The organism is Burkholderia sp. Cy-637 (assembly GCF_011753175.1).
In the GTDB taxonomy this organism is placed as follows: domain Bacteria; phylum Pseudomonadota; class Gammaproteobacteria; order Burkholderiales; family Burkholderiaceae; genus Burkholderia; species Burkholderia gladioli.
The window spans coordinates 1-16,375 of the sequence record NZ_VWWC01000085.1; the positions used below are offsets into that span (position 1 = coordinate 1).

Annotated in this window: 15 protein-coding genes; 8 read left to right on the top strand and 7 right to left on the bottom strand. The window is 69.1% G+C overall.

Translation table 11 applies throughout. The features are described 5' to 3' along the window. Window positions 1-90 precede the first annotated feature (90 nt). Window positions 91-849, top strand: a complete 759-nt coding sequence (locus F3J10_RS21250) for a helical backbone metal receptor (protein WP_167242921.1) — start codon at window positions 91-93, stop codon at window positions 847-849. 140 nt (window positions 850-989) lie between these two features. On the opposite strand, the gene F3J10_RS21255 is transcribed toward F3J10_RS21250, so the two are convergent. Both F3J10_RS21255 and F3J10_RS21260 read right to left on the bottom strand, forming a co-directional pair. Continuing rightward, window positions 990-2,084, bottom strand: a complete 1,095-nt coding sequence (locus F3J10_RS21255) for a diguanylate cyclase (RefSeq protein WP_167242922.1) — start codon at window positions 2,082-2,084, stop codon at window positions 990-992. 404 nt (window positions 2,085-2,488) lie between these two features. Further along, window positions 2,489-2,890, bottom strand: a complete 402-nt coding sequence (locus F3J10_RS21260) for a hypothetical protein (protein ID WP_013696324.1) — start codon at window positions 2,888-2,890, stop codon at window positions 2,489-2,491. A 497-nt stretch (window positions 2,891-3,387) separates the two neighbouring features. Between F3J10_RS21260 and F3J10_RS21265 the strand changes: the two genes are divergently transcribed. The 5 genes from F3J10_RS21265 to F3J10_RS21285 all read left to right on the top strand — a co-directional run bounded on the left by F3J10_RS21265 (window position 3,388) and on the right by F3J10_RS21285 (window position 7,255). Then, window positions 3,388-4,791, top strand: coding sequence for an OFA family MFS transporter (locus F3J10_RS21265; RefSeq protein ID WP_167242923.1), 1,404 nt, complete (start codon window positions 3,388-3,390; stop codon window positions 4,789-4,791). Window positions 4,792-4,803: 12 nt separating this feature from the next. Then, on the top strand, window positions 4,804-4,947 hold the full coding sequence (locus tag F3J10_RS21270) for a hypothetical protein (RefSeq protein ID WP_013696326.1): 144 nt from the start codon (window positions 4,804-4,806) through the stop codon (window positions 4,945-4,947). 200 nt (window positions 4,948-5,147) lie between these two features. After that, window positions 5,148-5,366 (top strand): hypothetical protein, encoded by a 219-nt coding sequence (locus tag F3J10_RS21275; RefSeq protein ID WP_013696327.1) that lies wholly within the window; start codon window positions 5,148-5,150, stop codon window positions 5,364-5,366. A 183-nt stretch (window positions 5,367-5,549) separates the two neighbouring features. Continuing rightward, window positions 5,550-6,419, top strand: a complete 870-nt coding sequence (locus tag F3J10_RS21280) for an NAD(P)-dependent oxidoreductase (RefSeq protein ID WP_013696328.1) — start codon at window positions 5,550-5,552, stop codon at window positions 6,417-6,419. A gap of 203 nt (window positions 6,420-6,622) precedes the next feature. Further along, entirely contained in the window at window positions 6,623-7,255 is a 633-nt protein-coding gene (locus F3J10_RS21285; protein WP_025101371.1) for a LysE family translocator, read from the top strand. 372 nt (window positions 7,256-7,627) lie between these two features. On the opposite strand, the gene F3J10_RS21290 is transcribed toward F3J10_RS21285, so the two are convergent. From F3J10_RS21290 to F3J10_RS21310, 5 genes are all read right to left on the bottom strand, one after another. Further along, on the bottom strand, window positions 7,628-8,461 hold the full coding sequence (locus F3J10_RS21290) for an OmpW family outer membrane protein (RefSeq protein WP_025101197.1): 834 nt from the start codon (window positions 8,459-8,461) through the stop codon (window positions 7,628-7,630). 19 nt (window positions 8,462-8,480) lie between these two features. After that, window positions 8,481-9,731, bottom strand: a complete 1,251-nt coding sequence (locus F3J10_RS21295) for a DUF2957 domain-containing protein (RefSeq protein ID WP_025101196.1) — start codon at window positions 9,729-9,731, stop codon at window positions 8,481-8,483. A 1,034-nt stretch (window positions 9,732-10,765) separates the two neighbouring features. Continuing rightward, window positions 10,766-11,713 carry an N-acetyl-gamma-glutamyl-phosphate reductase gene (gene argC / locus F3J10_RS21300; RefSeq protein WP_025101194.1) on the bottom strand — a complete coding sequence of 316 codons (948 nt, stop codon included), beginning with the start codon at window positions 11,711-11,713 and terminating at the stop codon, window positions 10,766-10,768. Between the two features lie 251 nt (window positions 11,714-11,964). Continuing rightward, complete coding sequence (locus tag F3J10_RS21305; RefSeq protein ID WP_240155668.1) at window positions 11,965-12,489, bottom strand: YbhB/YbcL family Raf kinase inhibitor-like protein; 525 nt, start codon at window positions 12,487-12,489, stop codon at window positions 11,965-11,967. A gap of 332 nt (window positions 12,490-12,821) precedes the next feature. Next, entirely contained in the window at window positions 12,822-13,508 is a 687-nt protein-coding gene (locus tag F3J10_RS21310) for an orotate phosphoribosyltransferase (RefSeq protein ID WP_013696334.1), read from the bottom strand. On the opposite strand from F3J10_RS21310, the gene F3J10_RS36005 reads away from it, so the two are divergent. Together F3J10_RS36005 and F3J10_RS21315 are read left to right on the top strand one after the other, a co-directional pair. Further along, window positions 13,488-13,778: a hypothetical protein gene (locus F3J10_RS36005; RefSeq protein ID WP_152554519.1), complete on the top strand. Its 291-nt coding sequence runs from the start codon at window positions 13,488-13,490 to the stop codon at window positions 13,776-13,778. The genes F3J10_RS21310 and F3J10_RS36005 overlap by 21 nt on opposite strands. 312 nt (window positions 13,779-14,090) lie before the next feature. After that, on the top strand, window positions 14,091-16,367 hold the full coding sequence (locus F3J10_RS21315; RefSeq protein WP_167242925.1) for an NADP-dependent malic enzyme: 2,277 nt from the start codon (window positions 14,091-14,093) through the stop codon (window positions 16,365-16,367). Window positions 16,368-16,375 lie beyond the last annotated feature (8 nt).

A 16,375-nucleotide genomic window follows, 5' to 3' on the forward strand; every position in this document is an offset into this window, starting at 1 on the left:
GCCGCGGTTGCCGCGGCCACAAGCGGCGCGACCGGAGCCACGACCGAAGCCGCGGCTGCCGGTGCGGCCGCGCCGAGCGAGCCGCATCGCGTGGTCGTGATCGGCGGGGCGCTGGCCGAGATCGTCTACGCGCTCGGCCGTGCCGACCGGCTGGTCGGCACCGACACCACCTGCACCTTCCCGGCGCCGGCGCGCGCGCTGCCCAAGATCGGCTACCAGCGTTCGCTGTCGGCCGAGAGCCTGCTCGCGCTGCGTCCCGACTTGGTGCTGGCCTCGGCCGAGGCGGGGCCGACCTCGGCGCTGGACCAGGTGCGTCGCACCGGCATCGACGTCGACCTGTTCGCCGAGCATCACGACGTGGGCTCGGTGCGCGACAAGATCGACGGCATCGCGCGCGCGCTCGGCGCCGAGGCGGCAGGCCGCGAGCAACTGGCGCGCTTCGATCGCGACTGGGCGCAGGCGATCTCGGGCGCCAAGCCGGCGCCGCGCCGCGTGCTGTTCGTGATGGACCCGGCCGGGCGCCAGCCGATGGTGGCCGGGCAGCGCACCGCCGCCGACGCGATGCTGCGTTATGCCGGCTTCACGAATGCGATCGAGGGCGTGGAGGGCTACAAGATGCTGAGCTCGGAGGCGCTGGTGGCGGCGCAGCCCGAGGTGGTGCTGACCACCGACGACACGCTGCGCGCGGCGGGCGGCGCGCAGGCACTGCTGTCATCGGCGGGTTTTTCGCTGACGCCGGCGGGCCGCGCCTCGCGCGTGGTCGCGCTCGATGCGCTGTTCCTGCTCGGCTTCGGGCCGCGCCTGCCGCAAGCGGTGACGGCCTTGCGCCAGAAGTTGGTCGCGGCCTGAGCGATGCGACCGGCGGGCTTGGCGAGCCGGCCGTGTCAGGGGGCTCGACGGGAAGGGCCGATGTGGCGCGGCGAAACCGGATGTGATCGAAGGAGAAACGATCTCGGCCGGGCGCCGCGGCCGCCCGGCCGCGACCGGATTCAGGCGTCGGCCGCGATCACGGCGCGATTGCGACCGCCGCGCTTGGCCTGGTAGAGCGCGGCGTCGGCGGTCTCGATCAGCGAGGTGGTCGAGCCTTCGGGCGAGGCGATCACGCAGGCCCCGCCGATGCTGACGGTGACCACGCCGCCCTCGACGCCGCCCGCGTGCGGCACCTGCAGGGCGGCCACCTCGAGACGGATCTTCTCGGCGACCAGCCGGGCGCCGCCCGCCGGCGTGCCCGGCAGCACCACGCCGAACTCCTCGCCGCCGAAACGCGCGGCCAGGTCGCCCGGGCGGCTCATGCAGCGCTGCAGCGCGGCGCCCACCTTGCGCAGCACGTCGTCGCCGGCGACATGGCCGTAGGTGTCGTTGTATTGCTTGAAGCGGTCGACGTCGATCATCAGCATCGACAGCTCGGATTGCTCGCGCTGGCTCTTGCGCCATTCGCCGTCGAGGTAGGCGTCGAGATAGCGCCGGTTCGGCAGCGCGGTGAGCCCGTCCGACTGCGAGAGCCGCTCGAGTTCGCGATTGGCGGCCAGCAGCTCGTGCTGCGACTGCCGCAGCGCGCGGTAGGCGGTGTTCAGCTGCAGCAGGTTCACGTAGGCGCGCGAGTGATAGCGGATCCGCGCCACCAGCTCGACGCGGTCGGGCAGCTTGATCAGGTAGTCGTTGGCGCCGGCCTCGAAGGCGGCCTGCTTGATGCGCGGCTCCTCCTTGGTCGACAGCACGATGATCGGCACGTCGCGCAGCTCGGGCGTGCGCCGGTAGTGCTGGACCAGGGTCAGCCCGTCGATGTCGGGCATCACCAGGTCCTGCAGGATCAGCGTCGGATGCGTGTCGCGGGCGATCTCCAGCGCCTGCGCGGCGTGCTGGCAGTAGCGCAGCTCGATGCCGTCCTCGCCGGCCAGAGCCTGGCGCACCGCCTCGCGCACGATCGGCTGGTCGTCCACCAGCAGCACCACGGCCGTGCCGGTGGCGCCGGCAGCCGTGGGCAGCGCCAGCCGGGCTGCCTCGAGCGCGGCATCGGCGCCTTGCTGGGCGGTTTCCGGTGGGACGAGCCGCGGGTTCGGCGCGCCGGCCGGGTCGAATTCCATGCGTGGTTCCTTCTGAAAGCGGGAAGTCCGCCGGCTCCAGCGGCGGGCGTGTCGGCGGGGCGGCCTCGCCTGCCGCGTGCCGGCCGCTCCTGGCACGGAGGCGGGCGGGACGGGCGAGGCGGGACAAGCGGCCGATAAGCTTTGGATCGATTCTGGATAAGCTGCCGGGTGCCGCGCCGACCACGAGACTTGTCCTCGTTCACGGCCGATCGTTCCCAGACACGCCACGCGCTTGTTCGATCCCTGGCGCGTTGATCCGGCTGCGGAAATCGGGCTTGTCCACAGCCGGGTCGGGTCATTGCCAACCAACCCTATTTACCTGTAAGGGTTTTCCTCACGACCGGGAATGAATTGTAGGCCGGCGGGAAAAAGCGCGCACCGTTTTCGCGGCGCGCGCCGCGCGCTCAGACGGCGCAGCGCGCGAGGTGATAGCGCAGGGTGGTTTCATCGGGTTCGCCCTCGCCGCTGCTGGGCGGATAGACGGCGATGGTGGTGCCGGCCGCCGCGTTCTGCTCGAGCGTGATGCGCCAGTCCTCGTCGGTCGAGCGCGGGCCGACCAGCAGCGTCGCGGCGCTGCCCTGCTGCTGGACGCGCGTGCCGGACATGCGCCCCGACAGGCAGCGCTCGATCTGCGGGGCCGTCAGGCCGGACGAGACGTAGATCATCGCGCCGGGCGGCGCGCCGATCGCGGCGGCCTGCGACTGGGCCAGCGGGCGCGGGCCGTTGCTGCTGCCGCAGCCGGCGATGGTGGCCACGGCGGCGGCCGCGAGCAGCAGGCGGGCGATCAGGGAATTCGGTGCATTCATCGATTCGGGGTTCTCGGATACGGGTTCGATCACGGTATCGCCCGGCGGCGCCGGCGAGGGTCGAAGCTGGCGATCGATCCGGCGGCGAGGCGAAACATGTCGGGGCAGGCTAACAAGCGTGCCGGGTCGAGGATGTTAAAAATTGTTTTTCGGGCCGCTCTCGCGTAGGATGCGCGACTTTGTTGGCCGGCCGTAAGACGGCCGGTGCACCGGCTCGGTCCGGTGCGGCGCGGGACGGCGGGGAAATCCGTCCCGGTGCGTTTCACCTGCGTTGACGAATCATTCACATCGTTTACGGCTTGGCATTCCCTTATGCGCGCGTATCTCATATTGCGAATGCATTTCGGCATGCCTATCGTTCGAGGATGGCAAGGCCGGAGTCGGGGAAAATCATTCGGGACAACCGACTATATGAACCGGCTTTTCCTATGGCGTGACAGATTCGGCGCGGGTGCCCGCGCGGGCCACAACAAGATTTGCAACGGAGACGAACCATCATGAGCAGTGTCATCGAGCCCGCAAGCCGCGCGGGCAATCCGTCCTTCCTGTCCAAGGAAGCGACGATCGCCCGTCCGGGCTTCTCGCGCTGGATGGTGCCGCCGGCGGCACTCGCCGTGCACCTCTGTATCGGCCAGGCCTACGCGTTTTCCGTGTTCAACGGGCCGCTCACCAAGGTGATCGGCATCAGCGCCTCGGCGCCCGGCGACTGGTCGCTGACCACGCTCGGCTGGATCTTCTCGCTGGCGATCGTGTTCCTGGGCCTGTCGGCGGCGTTCGCCGGCAAGTGGCTGGAACGCGTCGGCCCGCGCCGCACCATGCTGACGGCGGCCTGCTGCTTCGGCGGCGGTTTCATCGTCTCGGCGATCGGCGTGTGGACCCACCAGATCTGGCTGCTCTACCTCGGTTACGGCGTGATCGGCGGGATCGGCCTGGGCCTGGGCTACGTGTCGCCGGTCTCGACCCTGATCCGCTGGTTCCCGGACCGCCGCGGCATGGCCACCGGGATGGCGATCATGGGCTTCGGCGGCGGCGCGATGATCGCCGCGCCGCTGTCGGTGGCGCTGATGAACCACTTCAAGAGCGCCACCAGCATCGGCGTGGCCGAGACCTTCGTGGTGCTCGGCATCGCCTACTTCATCTCGATGACGATCGGCGCCTTCGCGATCCGCGTGCCGGCGCCGGGCTGGAAGCCGGCCGGCTGGGAGCCGCCCGCGCAGTCGACCAACAAGATGATCACCTCGCGCCACGTCCACATCGACCAGGCCCTGAAGACGCCGCAGTTCTACCTGATCTGGCTGGTGCTGTTCCTCAACGTGACGGCCGGCATCGGCATTCTCGGCCAGGCCTCGGTGATGATCCAGGAGAGCTTCAAGGACACCGTGACGGCCGCGGCCGCCGCCGGCTTCGTGGGCCTGCTGTCGCTGTTCAACATGGGCGGGCGCTTCGTGTGGGCCTCGGCCTCGGACTGGGTCGGCCGCAAGAACACCTACTTCATCTTCTTCGTGCTCGGCGCGGTGCTCTACTACTGCGTGCCGCGTTTCGCGGCCAGCGGCAACATCGCCCTGTTCGTGCTGGCCTACGGCGTGATCCTGTCGATGTACGGCGGCGGCTTCTCGACCGTGCCGGCCTACCTGGCCGACATGTTCGGCACCGCCTTCGTCGGCGGCATCCACGGCCGGCTGCTGACGGCCTGGGCCGCGGCGGGCGTGGCCGGCCCGGTGCTGGTCAACTACATCCGCGCCTACCAGGTCGGCCACGGCGTGGCCAAGGCCGATGCCTACACCATGACGGTGCACCTGATGGCGGTGCTGCTGGTGGTCGGTTTCTTCTGCAACCTGCTGGTGCGACGCGTCGCCGACCACCACTACATGACCGACGCGCAGCTCGCGTCCGCCAAATAACGGAGACCCGTGATGACCGATCTCTCGACCCGCGACGCGGCCGACGCGCACCCGACCAACAAGGGCCTGCTGCTGGTGTTCTGGCTCTATGTGCTGATTCCGCTGGTCTGGGGCGTGTTCAACACGCTCGCGCAGGCGCTCAAGCTGTTCCACTGAGTGTTCGCGCAGGCATGCCGGCCGCCCCGCCGGCATGCCGGAAACGGTGCCCATATCAGGGTTTTCGACAGTCAACGCGATGTAAGCCGGGCGCGTTGAATCGACAGCGACGCCGGATTTTTCCGGGCGCGCCGGTGCGATGAAGCGCATCGCGGGTTTCCCGATCGACCGTTTCCACTTTCCAACGCAGGGGTAGAACAATGAACAAGCTTCTCGTTTCGCTGGCCGCCGTGACGCTCGCCTTCGCATCGGCATCGGTGTTCGCGCAGGACGCCTCGGCACCGGCCGCCGCGCCGGCCGCCAAGCACGACAAGAGCGCGCCGAAGCACAAGCTCAAGAAGCACGGCTCGGCCAAGGGCAATGCCAAGGCTGCCGCCGCTTCGGCCGCCGGCACCAACGACAAGGGCGCGCAGCAGTAAGCGCCCACCGCGGCGGCGCGATCCGCCGCCTCGCGGGAACGCTTCCGAACGGAGCGCTGCCGCCATCGAGTCCTGTCCGGTTTTCGGGCAGGACTTTTTTCATGGCGCGGCCGTGCATCGCGAACCGGCAAAGATCACGCAGCTGTGCTTTACTTCGGCGCTTGAGCAAACGAGGAGCAAAGCATGGATATCGGTTTTGTCGGGCTGGGGGAAATGGGTGGCGCGATCGCCGCGAACCTGCTGAAGGCGGGGCATCGCGTGCGGGTCTGGAACCGTTCGCCGGAGAAGCTCGCGCCGCTGGTCGAGCAGGGCGCGGAGCAGGCCGCCTCGATCGAGGCCGCCTTCGCCGGCGACGCGGTGTTCTCGATGCTGGCCGACGATGCCGCGGTGCGCGGCGTGTTCGACGCGGGCCTGCTCGAGCAGGCGCCGCGCGGGCTGGTGCACGTCAACATGGCGACCATCTCGGTGGCGCTGGCCGAGACGCTGGCGCACGCGCACGCCGAGCGCGGCCTGCATTACGTGGCCGCGCCCGTGCTGGGCCGCCCGAACGTGGCCGCGCAGGGCCAGTTGACGATCGTCGCGGCCGGCCCGGCCGAGGCCATCGACCTGGTGCAGCCGGCGCTGGACGTGATCGGCCGCAAGACCTGGCGGCTCGGCTCGCTGCCGCAGCATGCCAATGCCGTGAAGCTGGCCGCGAACTTCTCGATCGCCTCGGCCATCGAGACCATGGGCGAGGCGGCGGCGATGCTGTCGGCGCACGGCGTGGCGGTCAGCGACTATGTCGACGTGATCACCAGCAGCATCCTGCCGGGCCCGGTCTACCAGGGTTACGGCGCGATGATCGCCGAGCGCCGCTACGAGCCGGCGCTGTTCAAGGCGCGGCTCGGCCTGAAGGACGTGCGGCTGGCGCTGGAGGCGGCCGACGCGGTGTCGGTGCCGATGCCGGTCGGCAGCGTGCTGCGCGACAACCTGCTCGACGCGATCGCGCACGGCGACGGCGAACGCGATTTCGCGGTGCTGGGCGAGGTGGCGGCGCGGCGCGCGGCGCGCTGAGCGGCGTTGGGCGGGCGGTGGCGATCGGCTGTGAGCCGAGCGCCGGCCGCGCGCATCGGGCGGGCCGCCAGTTGCGGTTCGCCGCGAGCCGCCTCGCGTGAACGATTCGCGCCGGTATCGGCCGGTTCGCGCGCGGGGGCTGCACCGCCCAGGCGAGTGCCGGCATGATGGATGTTCCGACAATCTTCCGAATCGAGGCCTTGATGAGTTTGCATACCTGGGAGCTGTTCCTCGCGACGATGTTCGTGGTGTCGGCGATTCCCGGCCCGAACATGCTGCTGGTGATGTCGCACGGCGCGCGCTACGGCATGCGCCGCAGCACGGCGACCATGGCCGGCGCGCTGCTGGCGCTGGTGCTGATGTTCCTGGTGTCGGCGGCGGGGCTCGGCGTGTTCCTGGCGGCCTGGCCGCGCATGTTCGACGCGCTGCGCCTGGCCGGCGCGGCCTACCTGATCTGGCTCGGCATCAAGGCCTGGCGCGCGCGCGTGGAGGATGCCGGCGCCGAGGCGGCGCCCGTCACGCTGGGCATGCTGAGCTCGCCCGGCGCGCTGTTCCGCAACGGCTTCCTGGTGTCGGGCAGCAATCCGAAGGCCTTGCTGTTCGCGGTCGCGCTGACCCCGCAGTTCATCGATCCGGCCGCGCCGAAGCTGCCGCAGTTCGCCTCGCTGGTGGTGACGCTGGCGATCTGCGAGGTCGGCTGGTACCTCGTCTACTGCGCGTTCGGCACGCGTATCGGCGCCTCGCTGCGCAGCGCGCGCGTGATGCGGATCTTCAACCGGCTGACCGGCGGCGTGTTCGTCGGCTTCGGCACGGCGATGGCGCTGGTGCGTCACTGAGCCGGCACGCCGGGCGGCCCGGGATGGTCGGGCCGCGACCGTCTGACGCAGTCTGGCGCGATATCGACGCCGGAAAAACGAAACCCGATCTCGAAGGATCGGGTTTTTTCCTGGAAAGCCGCGCTGGACGGGCATTCAGCGCGCAGCGGGAGCGAGCAGGAGGGCGTCGCGACCTAGCAACAACCCGCAAGGGAAAATCCTTATTTTCCGTGCGGAAATGTTGCGGCGCGACATCGGCTCGGGTATAGTTGGAACTGTCTCCTCCATGTCTCCTCTGATATGGATTCAGCCCGCCTCTTCAGGCGGGCTTTTTTTCGTCCAGACGATTCCACATGCCCGATCCGGCATCGCGTCTTGCGCCGTTTCCTTCCCTCAGAACTTATACGACACCGCCAGGTAGCTGATGATCGGGTTCGCCTTCAGCTCGCTCTTCGATTCCGCCAGCGTCGAGCCGTCGGCCGCCTTGATCGTCACGGTCGAGGTGGTGCGCAGCGGGATGTAGGTGACCGAGGCGATCAACCCCCAGTGATCCGTCAGCGCGTAGGTCAGGCCCGCGTTGAACACCGGCTGCCACGACGAGGACGCCTTGGCCGAGACCGAGGTGGTGCCCGGCTTGCCGGCGCCGGCCGCGAGGATCGAGCCGAGATTGTCCTGGGTCTGCTTGATGAAGTTGTTGCTCAGCTGCAGGTCGCTGAACCAGTTGTACGACACGCCGATGCCGAGGAAGGGGCGCAGCTTCGAGTCGGCCTTGGCGAAGTAGTACTGCAGGATCACCGCCGGGCTCCACTGCCGCACGCTCTTGACGATCGGGTTCACCGCGCCGAGCCCGATGTTCTGCGTGCCGAGCGCGCCGGCCGGCCCCGGCGGCACGATGGTGCCCTGCCCGCTCACCTTGAACACCGGCGGCACGCCGGCCACCGAGGTCACCGCGATGTGGTCGGTGAAGAAGTGGCTGATGGTCAGGCCGACCGTGTCGGCCGTGCTGGTGCGCAGCCCGGTGCCCGGCGAATCGAAGGTGGGCGGCAGGCGCAGCGGCGTGTTGATCGGCGTGGGCGCGACGTTGGTGGTCAGCGGGGTGCTGCTCTGCACCGGCTGCACGTGGAACCAGCCGAGGCCGATCACGTTGCTGCCGGCGCTTTGGGCGTTGGCCGCGCCCGATCCGAGCGCGGCGGCCAGCGCCGCCGCGCAGAGAATGGTCTTGTTCACGGGGTGTCCCCTCGGTTTGTTATTGGACGAAGGCGCCGATCGTGAAATACGGCGAGGTCGCGTTGCTGTTGTCGAGGTAGCCGAACACGCCGCCGGTGAAGATGAACTTGCCGGTCGGGGTGGTGCTCGAGGCGCCCACGTGGACCGAGGTCACCGTGCCGGGCACCGCCTGCGTGTAGTCGAGGTTCAGCGCGGTCGCCAGCGACGCCTGCGAGGCATTGAACGGATCGAGCAGGGTGGCCTGGGCATTGACCAGGGCCGTGGTGCGATAGTCGAACTGGCTGTCCACGCCGATGTACTCGCCGTTCTGCGAACCGGCCGCGACGCTCGACTGCGGCGACATGATCGAGATGCCCGATTCGTCGTCGGCGGTCAGGCCCGGGATGCCGTTCGCGTCGGGCAGCGGGTTCGGGTTGGCCACGCCGGTGCGGATCATGATCGGCACCAGCTGGTTGCGCAGCTTGCCGACGATGATGTAGCCCTTCGCCTGCGGCGTGGTGGCGAGCGTCGGCTTGACCTGGCTCTGGTAGTTGCTGGTCACGAAGGCGCCGCTGCCGTCGGGCGATTGCGTCAGGTTCGAGCCCGGCTGCGAGCAGGTGCCGGCATGCACGCCGGTGGTGTCGCAGCGCTGCCAGGTGCCGTCGGCGTTGATGGTGACCTTGCCGTCGATGGTGGTCGGCGAGAAGTTCTGCGAGGGCACCTGGCCGTAGCCGAGCTGGCTGTAGGTGCCGGCTACGTTGGCGAGGTTGGTCTCGATCGACGAGAAACCGATGAACGGGTAGTACGGGAAGGTCGTGTCGGGCACCGCGCCCACGCCGATCACGCCCGAGAACTGGATGTGCGCGCCGGGGATCGTGCCGCCCGCCACGCCGAAGCCGACGAACACGCGCGCCGGCCGCGACGGGTCGAGGCTCGCGCCGTTCAGGCGCCATGCGCAGTTGTTGAGCTTCTGGGTCGGCAGGCCGGTTTCCTGGGTCAGCGTGCCGGTCGCGACGGTGCCGGCGCGGGTCGGCACCACGGTGCCGGTGGTGACCGGGATCGGCGATTCGATATAGCTGATCTGCCAGGTCATCTTGGTCGTATCGAGCTGCAGCTTCACGAGCTCGCCGTCGCCGCCGCCGCCGGTATAGACCGTGCTGTAGTCCAGCGAGCTCGGGCAGAGGCCCGGTTCGGTCGCGGCCAGGGCCGCGGGCGGTTGATCGTCCCCGCCCCCGCAGGCCGACACCAGCGGCACGGCACAGACCGCAGCCAGTACGAGATTGCGCTTCATCTTGCTCCTCCAGGATTGTCTCTTGTTTGCGGCGGCCAGCTCCCTGTCGGCCGCTTCATTTGCTTACCCGCGCGTATTGCCGGCGGCTGGCTGCCGATTGCGTCGCCGGTTCCGTGCTCCGGAACCGGCGACGCCCCCGTCACGGCATTGGCCGCCCGCACCGCACCCCCCGTTGATCCCGTGTATCGCGTCGGGCATGGCTGCCGCGATCGCCTGATGCCTGGCCGCCGTGATGCCGGCGGTCGTCTCGCCGGTGTCGCGCGATGCTGCGGACACCTGAATATGATTCGTCGACGTGCTGGAGAAGCTCTGGAGTCCTGCATGATGCCGCCGGCCGTGGCGCGTCGCGATGCGGGACGCGGGCCTGCCGCAAGGGGACGAGTGGACGCCTTGGCGCGTCGCGCGGGTGTCGCGCACGCATCGCGTGCCGACGCCCGGGCTCGGGCGCCGCACGTGGGCCGCGGCCGCCGAGCGCATGCGCGTCGGGCCGGCAGCGACCGCCAGAGGGGCGGGCGCGCTGGCCACGGCCGACCCCATCCACAAGGCGTATGACATGCCTCCGTCTCCGGTGTAATTGTGCGATGTAATTTCGCTGCGGGGCCTGCCGCTGTCAATTGATGGAACCGTCTAAAAAAGACGATTGAAACGGGACAGATTCGAAACAAGCCCGTGAAATCGGGCCTGGCGGGAAGAATTAAAACGAAAATCGCGTTTGAAATTACCCTGCAAACGTGCGCTCCGGCGCCGCCGGAGGCGCGCGTGCTGCGGTGCTCAAGCCCGCCCTGCAAGGCTTGCGGGCGACATCTCGGGTGTATCCCTATTCGGGATATTCATGATTGGGCGGGCACGAGAAATGAGCCGGATTGGCTGCGTTTCGAAAGACTGTGGATTCTCGTGAATGCCGGCGTTCAAATACCGGGAACCAAGGCGGCGATATTTTTATTGATAGATACGCCGATGAATTCGCGAATCGCGCGGACCAGAAAAAACCGGCCGCGAGGGCCGGTTTTCAGCGATGCGCGAGCCGCGCGGCTTCAGCGCTTCAGGCCGCTGTCCTCGTCGGCGCCGATGTTCAGGTTCATGCACTGGATCGCCGCGCCCGAGGCGCCCTTGCCGAGGTTGTCCAGGCGCGCGACCGTGACGAAGCGCTCCTCGTTGCCGAACACGAACAGGTCGACGCGATTGGTGTCGTTGTTGGCCTGCACGTCGAAGAAGCCCTCGTCGAGATTCTCGGCCGCGTCGTAGGGCGCGACCTTCACGAAGGCTTCGCCGGCATAGTACTCGGCGAGGATCTGCTGCACGTCCTGCGGCTTGACGCGGCGCGCCAGCTGGCCCGGCGTGAAGTAGGTGGTGACGGCCAGGCCCTTGTAGAACGGGCCGACGATCGGCGTGAAGATCGGCGCGCCGGCCAGGCCCGTGTGCGCGGCCATCTCCGGCAGGTGCTTGTGGGCGAGGCCGAGCGCGTAGGCGCGCGGGCTGGCCAGGCGTTCGTTGCCGCCGGCCTCGTAGTCGGCAATCATCTTCTTGCCGCCGCCGCTGTAGCCGGTGATCGAGTAGCTGTGGGCCGCGAAGTCGGTGGCGACCACGCCGGCATCGACCAGCGGGCGCATCGCCAGCACGAAGGCCGAGGCGTGGCAGCCCGGCACGGCGATGCGCTTGGCGCCGCGGATCCGCTCGCGCTGCGCGCGGGTCAGCTCGGGCAGGCCGTAGGCCCAGTCGGCGCTGGTGCGAAAGGCGGTGCTGGCGTCGATCAGCGTGGTGCGATCGTTCTCGACCAGCGAGGCCGATTCGCGCGAGGCCACGTCGGGCAGGCACAGGAAGGTGATGTCCGAGGCGTTGATCAGGCGCCGGCGTTCCTCCACGTCCTTGCGCCTGGCATCGTCGATGCGAAGGATGTCGATGTCGCCGCGCGCGGACAGGTATTCGAAGATCTTCAGGCCGGTCGTGCCTTCCTGGCCGTCGACAAAAACTTTCGTGCTCATCTTGCTCTCACGGAATGGGGCGGCCGGCGCGAACGCCGGAAAGCCGACATTTTAAGACTTCACGGACAGGGCCGTAACCGGTCGCGCCGAAAAAAGCGGCGGCGCGCGGCTTTCATGCTGCCCGGCCGGCGTGACGAATTCTTGAAGCGCGGCGCATCGCGGCGATCGGCTGGCGGCTGGCGCTCCGGCCCTCGTCGGGGCGATGCGGCGTCGCGCGGCGCGAAGCGACAGCGCCGAAGCAGGACGGGCGCCTAGCGTTCGTCGGTGACGGTGAGGCGCGCATAGGCGAGCGCGGAGACGCTGATCTCGTGGTCGAACAACTGCGCGGGCCGGCCCTGCGCGCTGCGCAGGCGGTCGGAGTCGAGCGCGTAGACGGTGATCACGTAGCGATGCGGCTTGCCGGGCGGCGGGCAGGCGCCGCCGTAGCCGTCGGTGCCGAAGTCGTTGCGCGCCTCGCTGGCGCCGAGCCGGCGCAGCACCCCGGAGGCGCTGGCATTGGCCGGCAGGCTGGTGACCTCGGCGGGGATCCCGGTCACGGCCCAGTGCCACCAGCCGCGGCCGGGCGCGTCGGGATCGAACATGGTGATCGCATAGGCGCGGGTGCCGCGCGGCGCATGCTGCCAGCTCAGCTGGGGCGAGCGGTTGGCGCCGCCGCAGCCGTCGCGCGAGTAGCGCTGGGCCGCGTCGAGCCGGCCGCCTTCGCGCAGGTCGGCGCTCGACAGCGTGAACGGCGCCTGCGCGCCGGGCCGCGCGGTGCCGAGCAGCGCGGCGGCCATCACCGCGAGCAGGCGCAGCGCATTCCTGCCGCGGTGCCTGCCGCCTTGCCGCTCCTCCCGATCCTCACCTGCATGCATGGCGCGAGCCTCCCGTCACGTCGGCCGGCGCGTTCGACGACGGCGTCTCGGCACGTATTCGTGTTGCGACCCTGTGGACGACGGCAGCCAGTCTAGCACCGGGCAAGCGGCGGTGACGCAAGCATCGCGCGATGCCGGGCGGCGCGGGGGAAGCGCGAGGCAGGTGCCGCCCCGCCCCAAAAGAAAACGCCCGTGCACGGCAGCCGTGACGGGCGTCGATCACGCGGCGCGCCGGAACCGGCGCGAGCAGGCGCTTACTCTTTCGGCGCGGTGGCGCCGCCGTGCGCGGCCGACCATTCGGCCGGCGCGTGCAGGAATTTCTCGACCTCGTCGAGCGTCTTGGTCTCGAAGTAGCCCGAGGCCTTGGCCACGCGCAGCACGTCCCACCAGGTGGCCAGCGCGTGCAGGTCGACGTCGATGTCCTTCAGGACCGAGACGCTTTCCTTGAAGATGTTGTAGTGGAACAGCACGAAGCAGTGGTTCACCTCGGCGCCGGCGGTGCGCAGCGCGTTGATGAAGTTGATCTTGCTGCGGCTGTCGGTGGTCAGGTCTTCCACCAGCAGCACGCGCGAGCCTTCTTCCAGGTGACCCTCGATCTGCGCGTTGCGGCCGAAACCCTTCGGCTTCTTGCGCACGTACTGCATCGGCAACATCATGCGGTCGGCGATCCAGGCCGCGAACGGAATGCCGGCGGTTTCGCCGCCCGCCACCGCGTCGATCTGCTCGAAACCGACATCGCGCAGGATCGTCGCTTCCGCCATCTCCATCAGGCCCCGGCGCACGCGCGGATACGAGATCAGCTTGCGGCAGTCGATGTAGACCGGGCTCGCCCAGCCGGAGGTGAAGATGAACGGCTTTTCGGCGTTGAAGTGCACCGCCTGCACTTCGAGCAGGATTTTGGCGGTGGTGTCGGAGATCGTTTGACGATCGAAGCCTGTCATGGGCATTCCTTGGGTGATGAGCGGGAGGCCGGGCGCGGGGCGCCGTGGCGCGGCGACGGATTCCGGCCGGAGAACGGCGAACCGGCGCGGATGGCCGGCGGCGGAACTTCGCTGCGCGCGTGGGCCCGCATTTTACCCGAATCGGCGGGCGCCCGGACGTCGCGGGCGGCCGCTGGCGGCAGCTTTCGTCGCGGCTCGCCGGGCGCGTTCCGGCGCGGTTTTCCGGGCCGCCCCGAAGCCGGCGCCGGGCGGGCTTTCCGGAGCGCGTGAAGGGGCGACGACGGGCGCCCCGCGGGCGCGCCGTGAAGCCCGCGGCCCCTGCCGCGACGGCCTTGCGCGGCAATTCCCGGTATCTGGCGGTGCAGCAACGCGCGCTTCGGCCGAGGTGTACACTTGTCGGCCCCTAGAATCCGCCCGGCACTTTGGTCTCCTTGCCCATCCCGCAGACAGGTTCGACGTCGCGCCGACCCGGCGCGCGACGCATGCCGTCCTCGACCATCCCCTCGATCGCCATGTTCCGGCACCTGCCGGACGCCGAATGCCAGGCTTCCAACACCGCCTTTCTCGCAGATCAGACCCACCATGGATGAACAACTGAAGCAAAGCGCGCTCGCGTATCACCAGAATCCGAAGCCCGGCAAGATCTCGGTCACGCCGACCAAGCCGCTGTCGAACCAGTACGACCTCTCGCTGGCCTATTCGCCGGGCGTGGCGGCCGCCTGCGAGGCGATCCACGCCGATCCGCTCGACGCGCAGAAGTACACCTCGCGCGGCAACCTGGTGGGCGTGGTGACCAACGGCACGGCCGTGCTGGGCCTGGGCAACATCGGCCCGCTGGCCGCCAAGCCGGTGATGGAGGGCAAGGGCTGCCTGTTCAAGAAGTTCGCCGGCATCGACGTGTTCGACATCGAGCTGGCCGAGACCGATCCCGACAAGCTGGTCGAGGCGATCGCGATGCTCGAGCCCACCCTGGGCGGCATCAACCTCGAGGACATCAAGGCGCCCGAGTGCTTCTACATCGAGCAGAAGCTGCGCGAGCGCATGAAGATCCCGGTCTTCCACGACGATCAGCACGGCACCGCGATCATCGCCTCGGCGGCGATCCTCAACGGCCTGAAGGTGGTCGGCAAGTCGCTCGGCGAGATCAAGCTGGTCTGCTCGGGCGCGGGCGCCGCGGCGATCGCCTGCCTGGACCTGCTGGTCAACCTGGGCCTGAACAAGGCCAACGTGCTGGTGACCGATTCGAAGGGCGTGATCCACGAGGGCCGCGGCCAGCTCGATCCGTCCAAGCAGCGCTACGCCGCCAATACCGAGGCGCGCACGCTGGCCGACGCGATCGACGGGGCCGACGTGTTCCTCGGCTGCTCCAGCGCCGGCGTGCTCAAGCCCGAGATGGTGCAGACCATGGGCAGCCAGCCGCTGATCCTCGCGTTGGCCAACCCGGAGCCGGAAATCCGCCCGGAAGCGGCCAAGGCGGTGCGCCCCGACGCGATCGTCGCGACCGGCCGTTCGGACTACCCGAACCAGGTCAACAACGTGCTGTGCTTCCCCTTCATCTTCCGCGGCGCGCTCGATGTCGGCGCGACCACCATCACCGAGGAGATGAAGCTCGCCTGCGTGCGCGCGATCGCCGAGCTGGCGCAGGAAACCGACCAGAGCGAGGAGGTCGCCAAGGCCTATGAAGGCCACTCGCTCGAATTCGGCCCGGACTACCTGATCCCGAAGCCCTTCGACCCGCGCCTGATCATCAAGATCGCGCCGGCGGTGGCGCAGGCCGCGATGGATTCGGGCGTGGCCACGCGCCCGATCGCCGACATGGACGCCTATCGCGAGCAGCTCGGCGCGACCGTCTATCGCACCGGCATGGTGATGCGCCCGGTGTTCACCGCGGCCAAGGCCAAGCAGGCGCGCATCGTGTTCGCCGAGGGCGAGGACGAGCGCGTGCTGCGCGCCGCGCAGTTCGTGCTGCAGGAGAAGATCGCCAAGCCGATCATCGTCGGCCGCCCGGCGGTGGTCGAGATGCGCCTGAAGAAGATCGGCTCGAAGCTGCGCGCCGGCACCGACTTCGAGATCGTCGACCCCGAGGACGACCCGCGCTACCAGCAGTGCTGGCAGGCCTACCACGAGCTCGGCGCGCGCGACGGGGTCACGCCCGAGCTCGCCAAGGCCGCGCTGCGCAAGGCCAATACGCTGATCGGCGCGATCCTGGTCCACCTGGGCGATGCCGACGGCATGATCTGCGGCATGATCGACACCTATCACAGCCATCTCAAGTACGTGGAGCAGGTGCTGGGCCGCGCGCCGGGCGCCGAGCATCTCGCGGCGATGAACCTGCTGATGCTGCCGGGCCGCAATCTGTTCGTCTGCGACACCTATGTCAACGAGCTGCCGAGCGCCGAGCAGCTCGCCGACATGACGATCCAGGCCGCGGCCGAGATCGAGCGCTTCGGCATCACGCCGAAGGCCGCGCTGCTGTCGAACTCGAACTTCGGCAGTGCGCCCTCGGCGTCCTCGCGCCGCATGGGCGAGGCCCGCAAGCTGATCGCGCAGCGCGCGCCGCAGCTCGAGGTGGACGGCGAGATGCACGGCGACGCGGCGCTCTCGGAGGTGGTCCGCAAGGCCGCCTTCCCCGGCACCACGCTGTCGGGCGAGGCGAACCTGCTGATCATGCCGAACGTCGAGGCGGCCAATATCGCCTACAACCTGCTGAAGATGGTGGGCGGCGACGGCGTGACGGTCGGCCCGTTCCTGCTCGGCGCGGCCAAGCCGGTGCACATCCTGACGCCGGCGGCGACGGTGCGCCGCATCGTCAACATGACGGCGGTGGCGGCGGCCAACGTCAACAGCGCGGCGCGCTGAGACGGCTC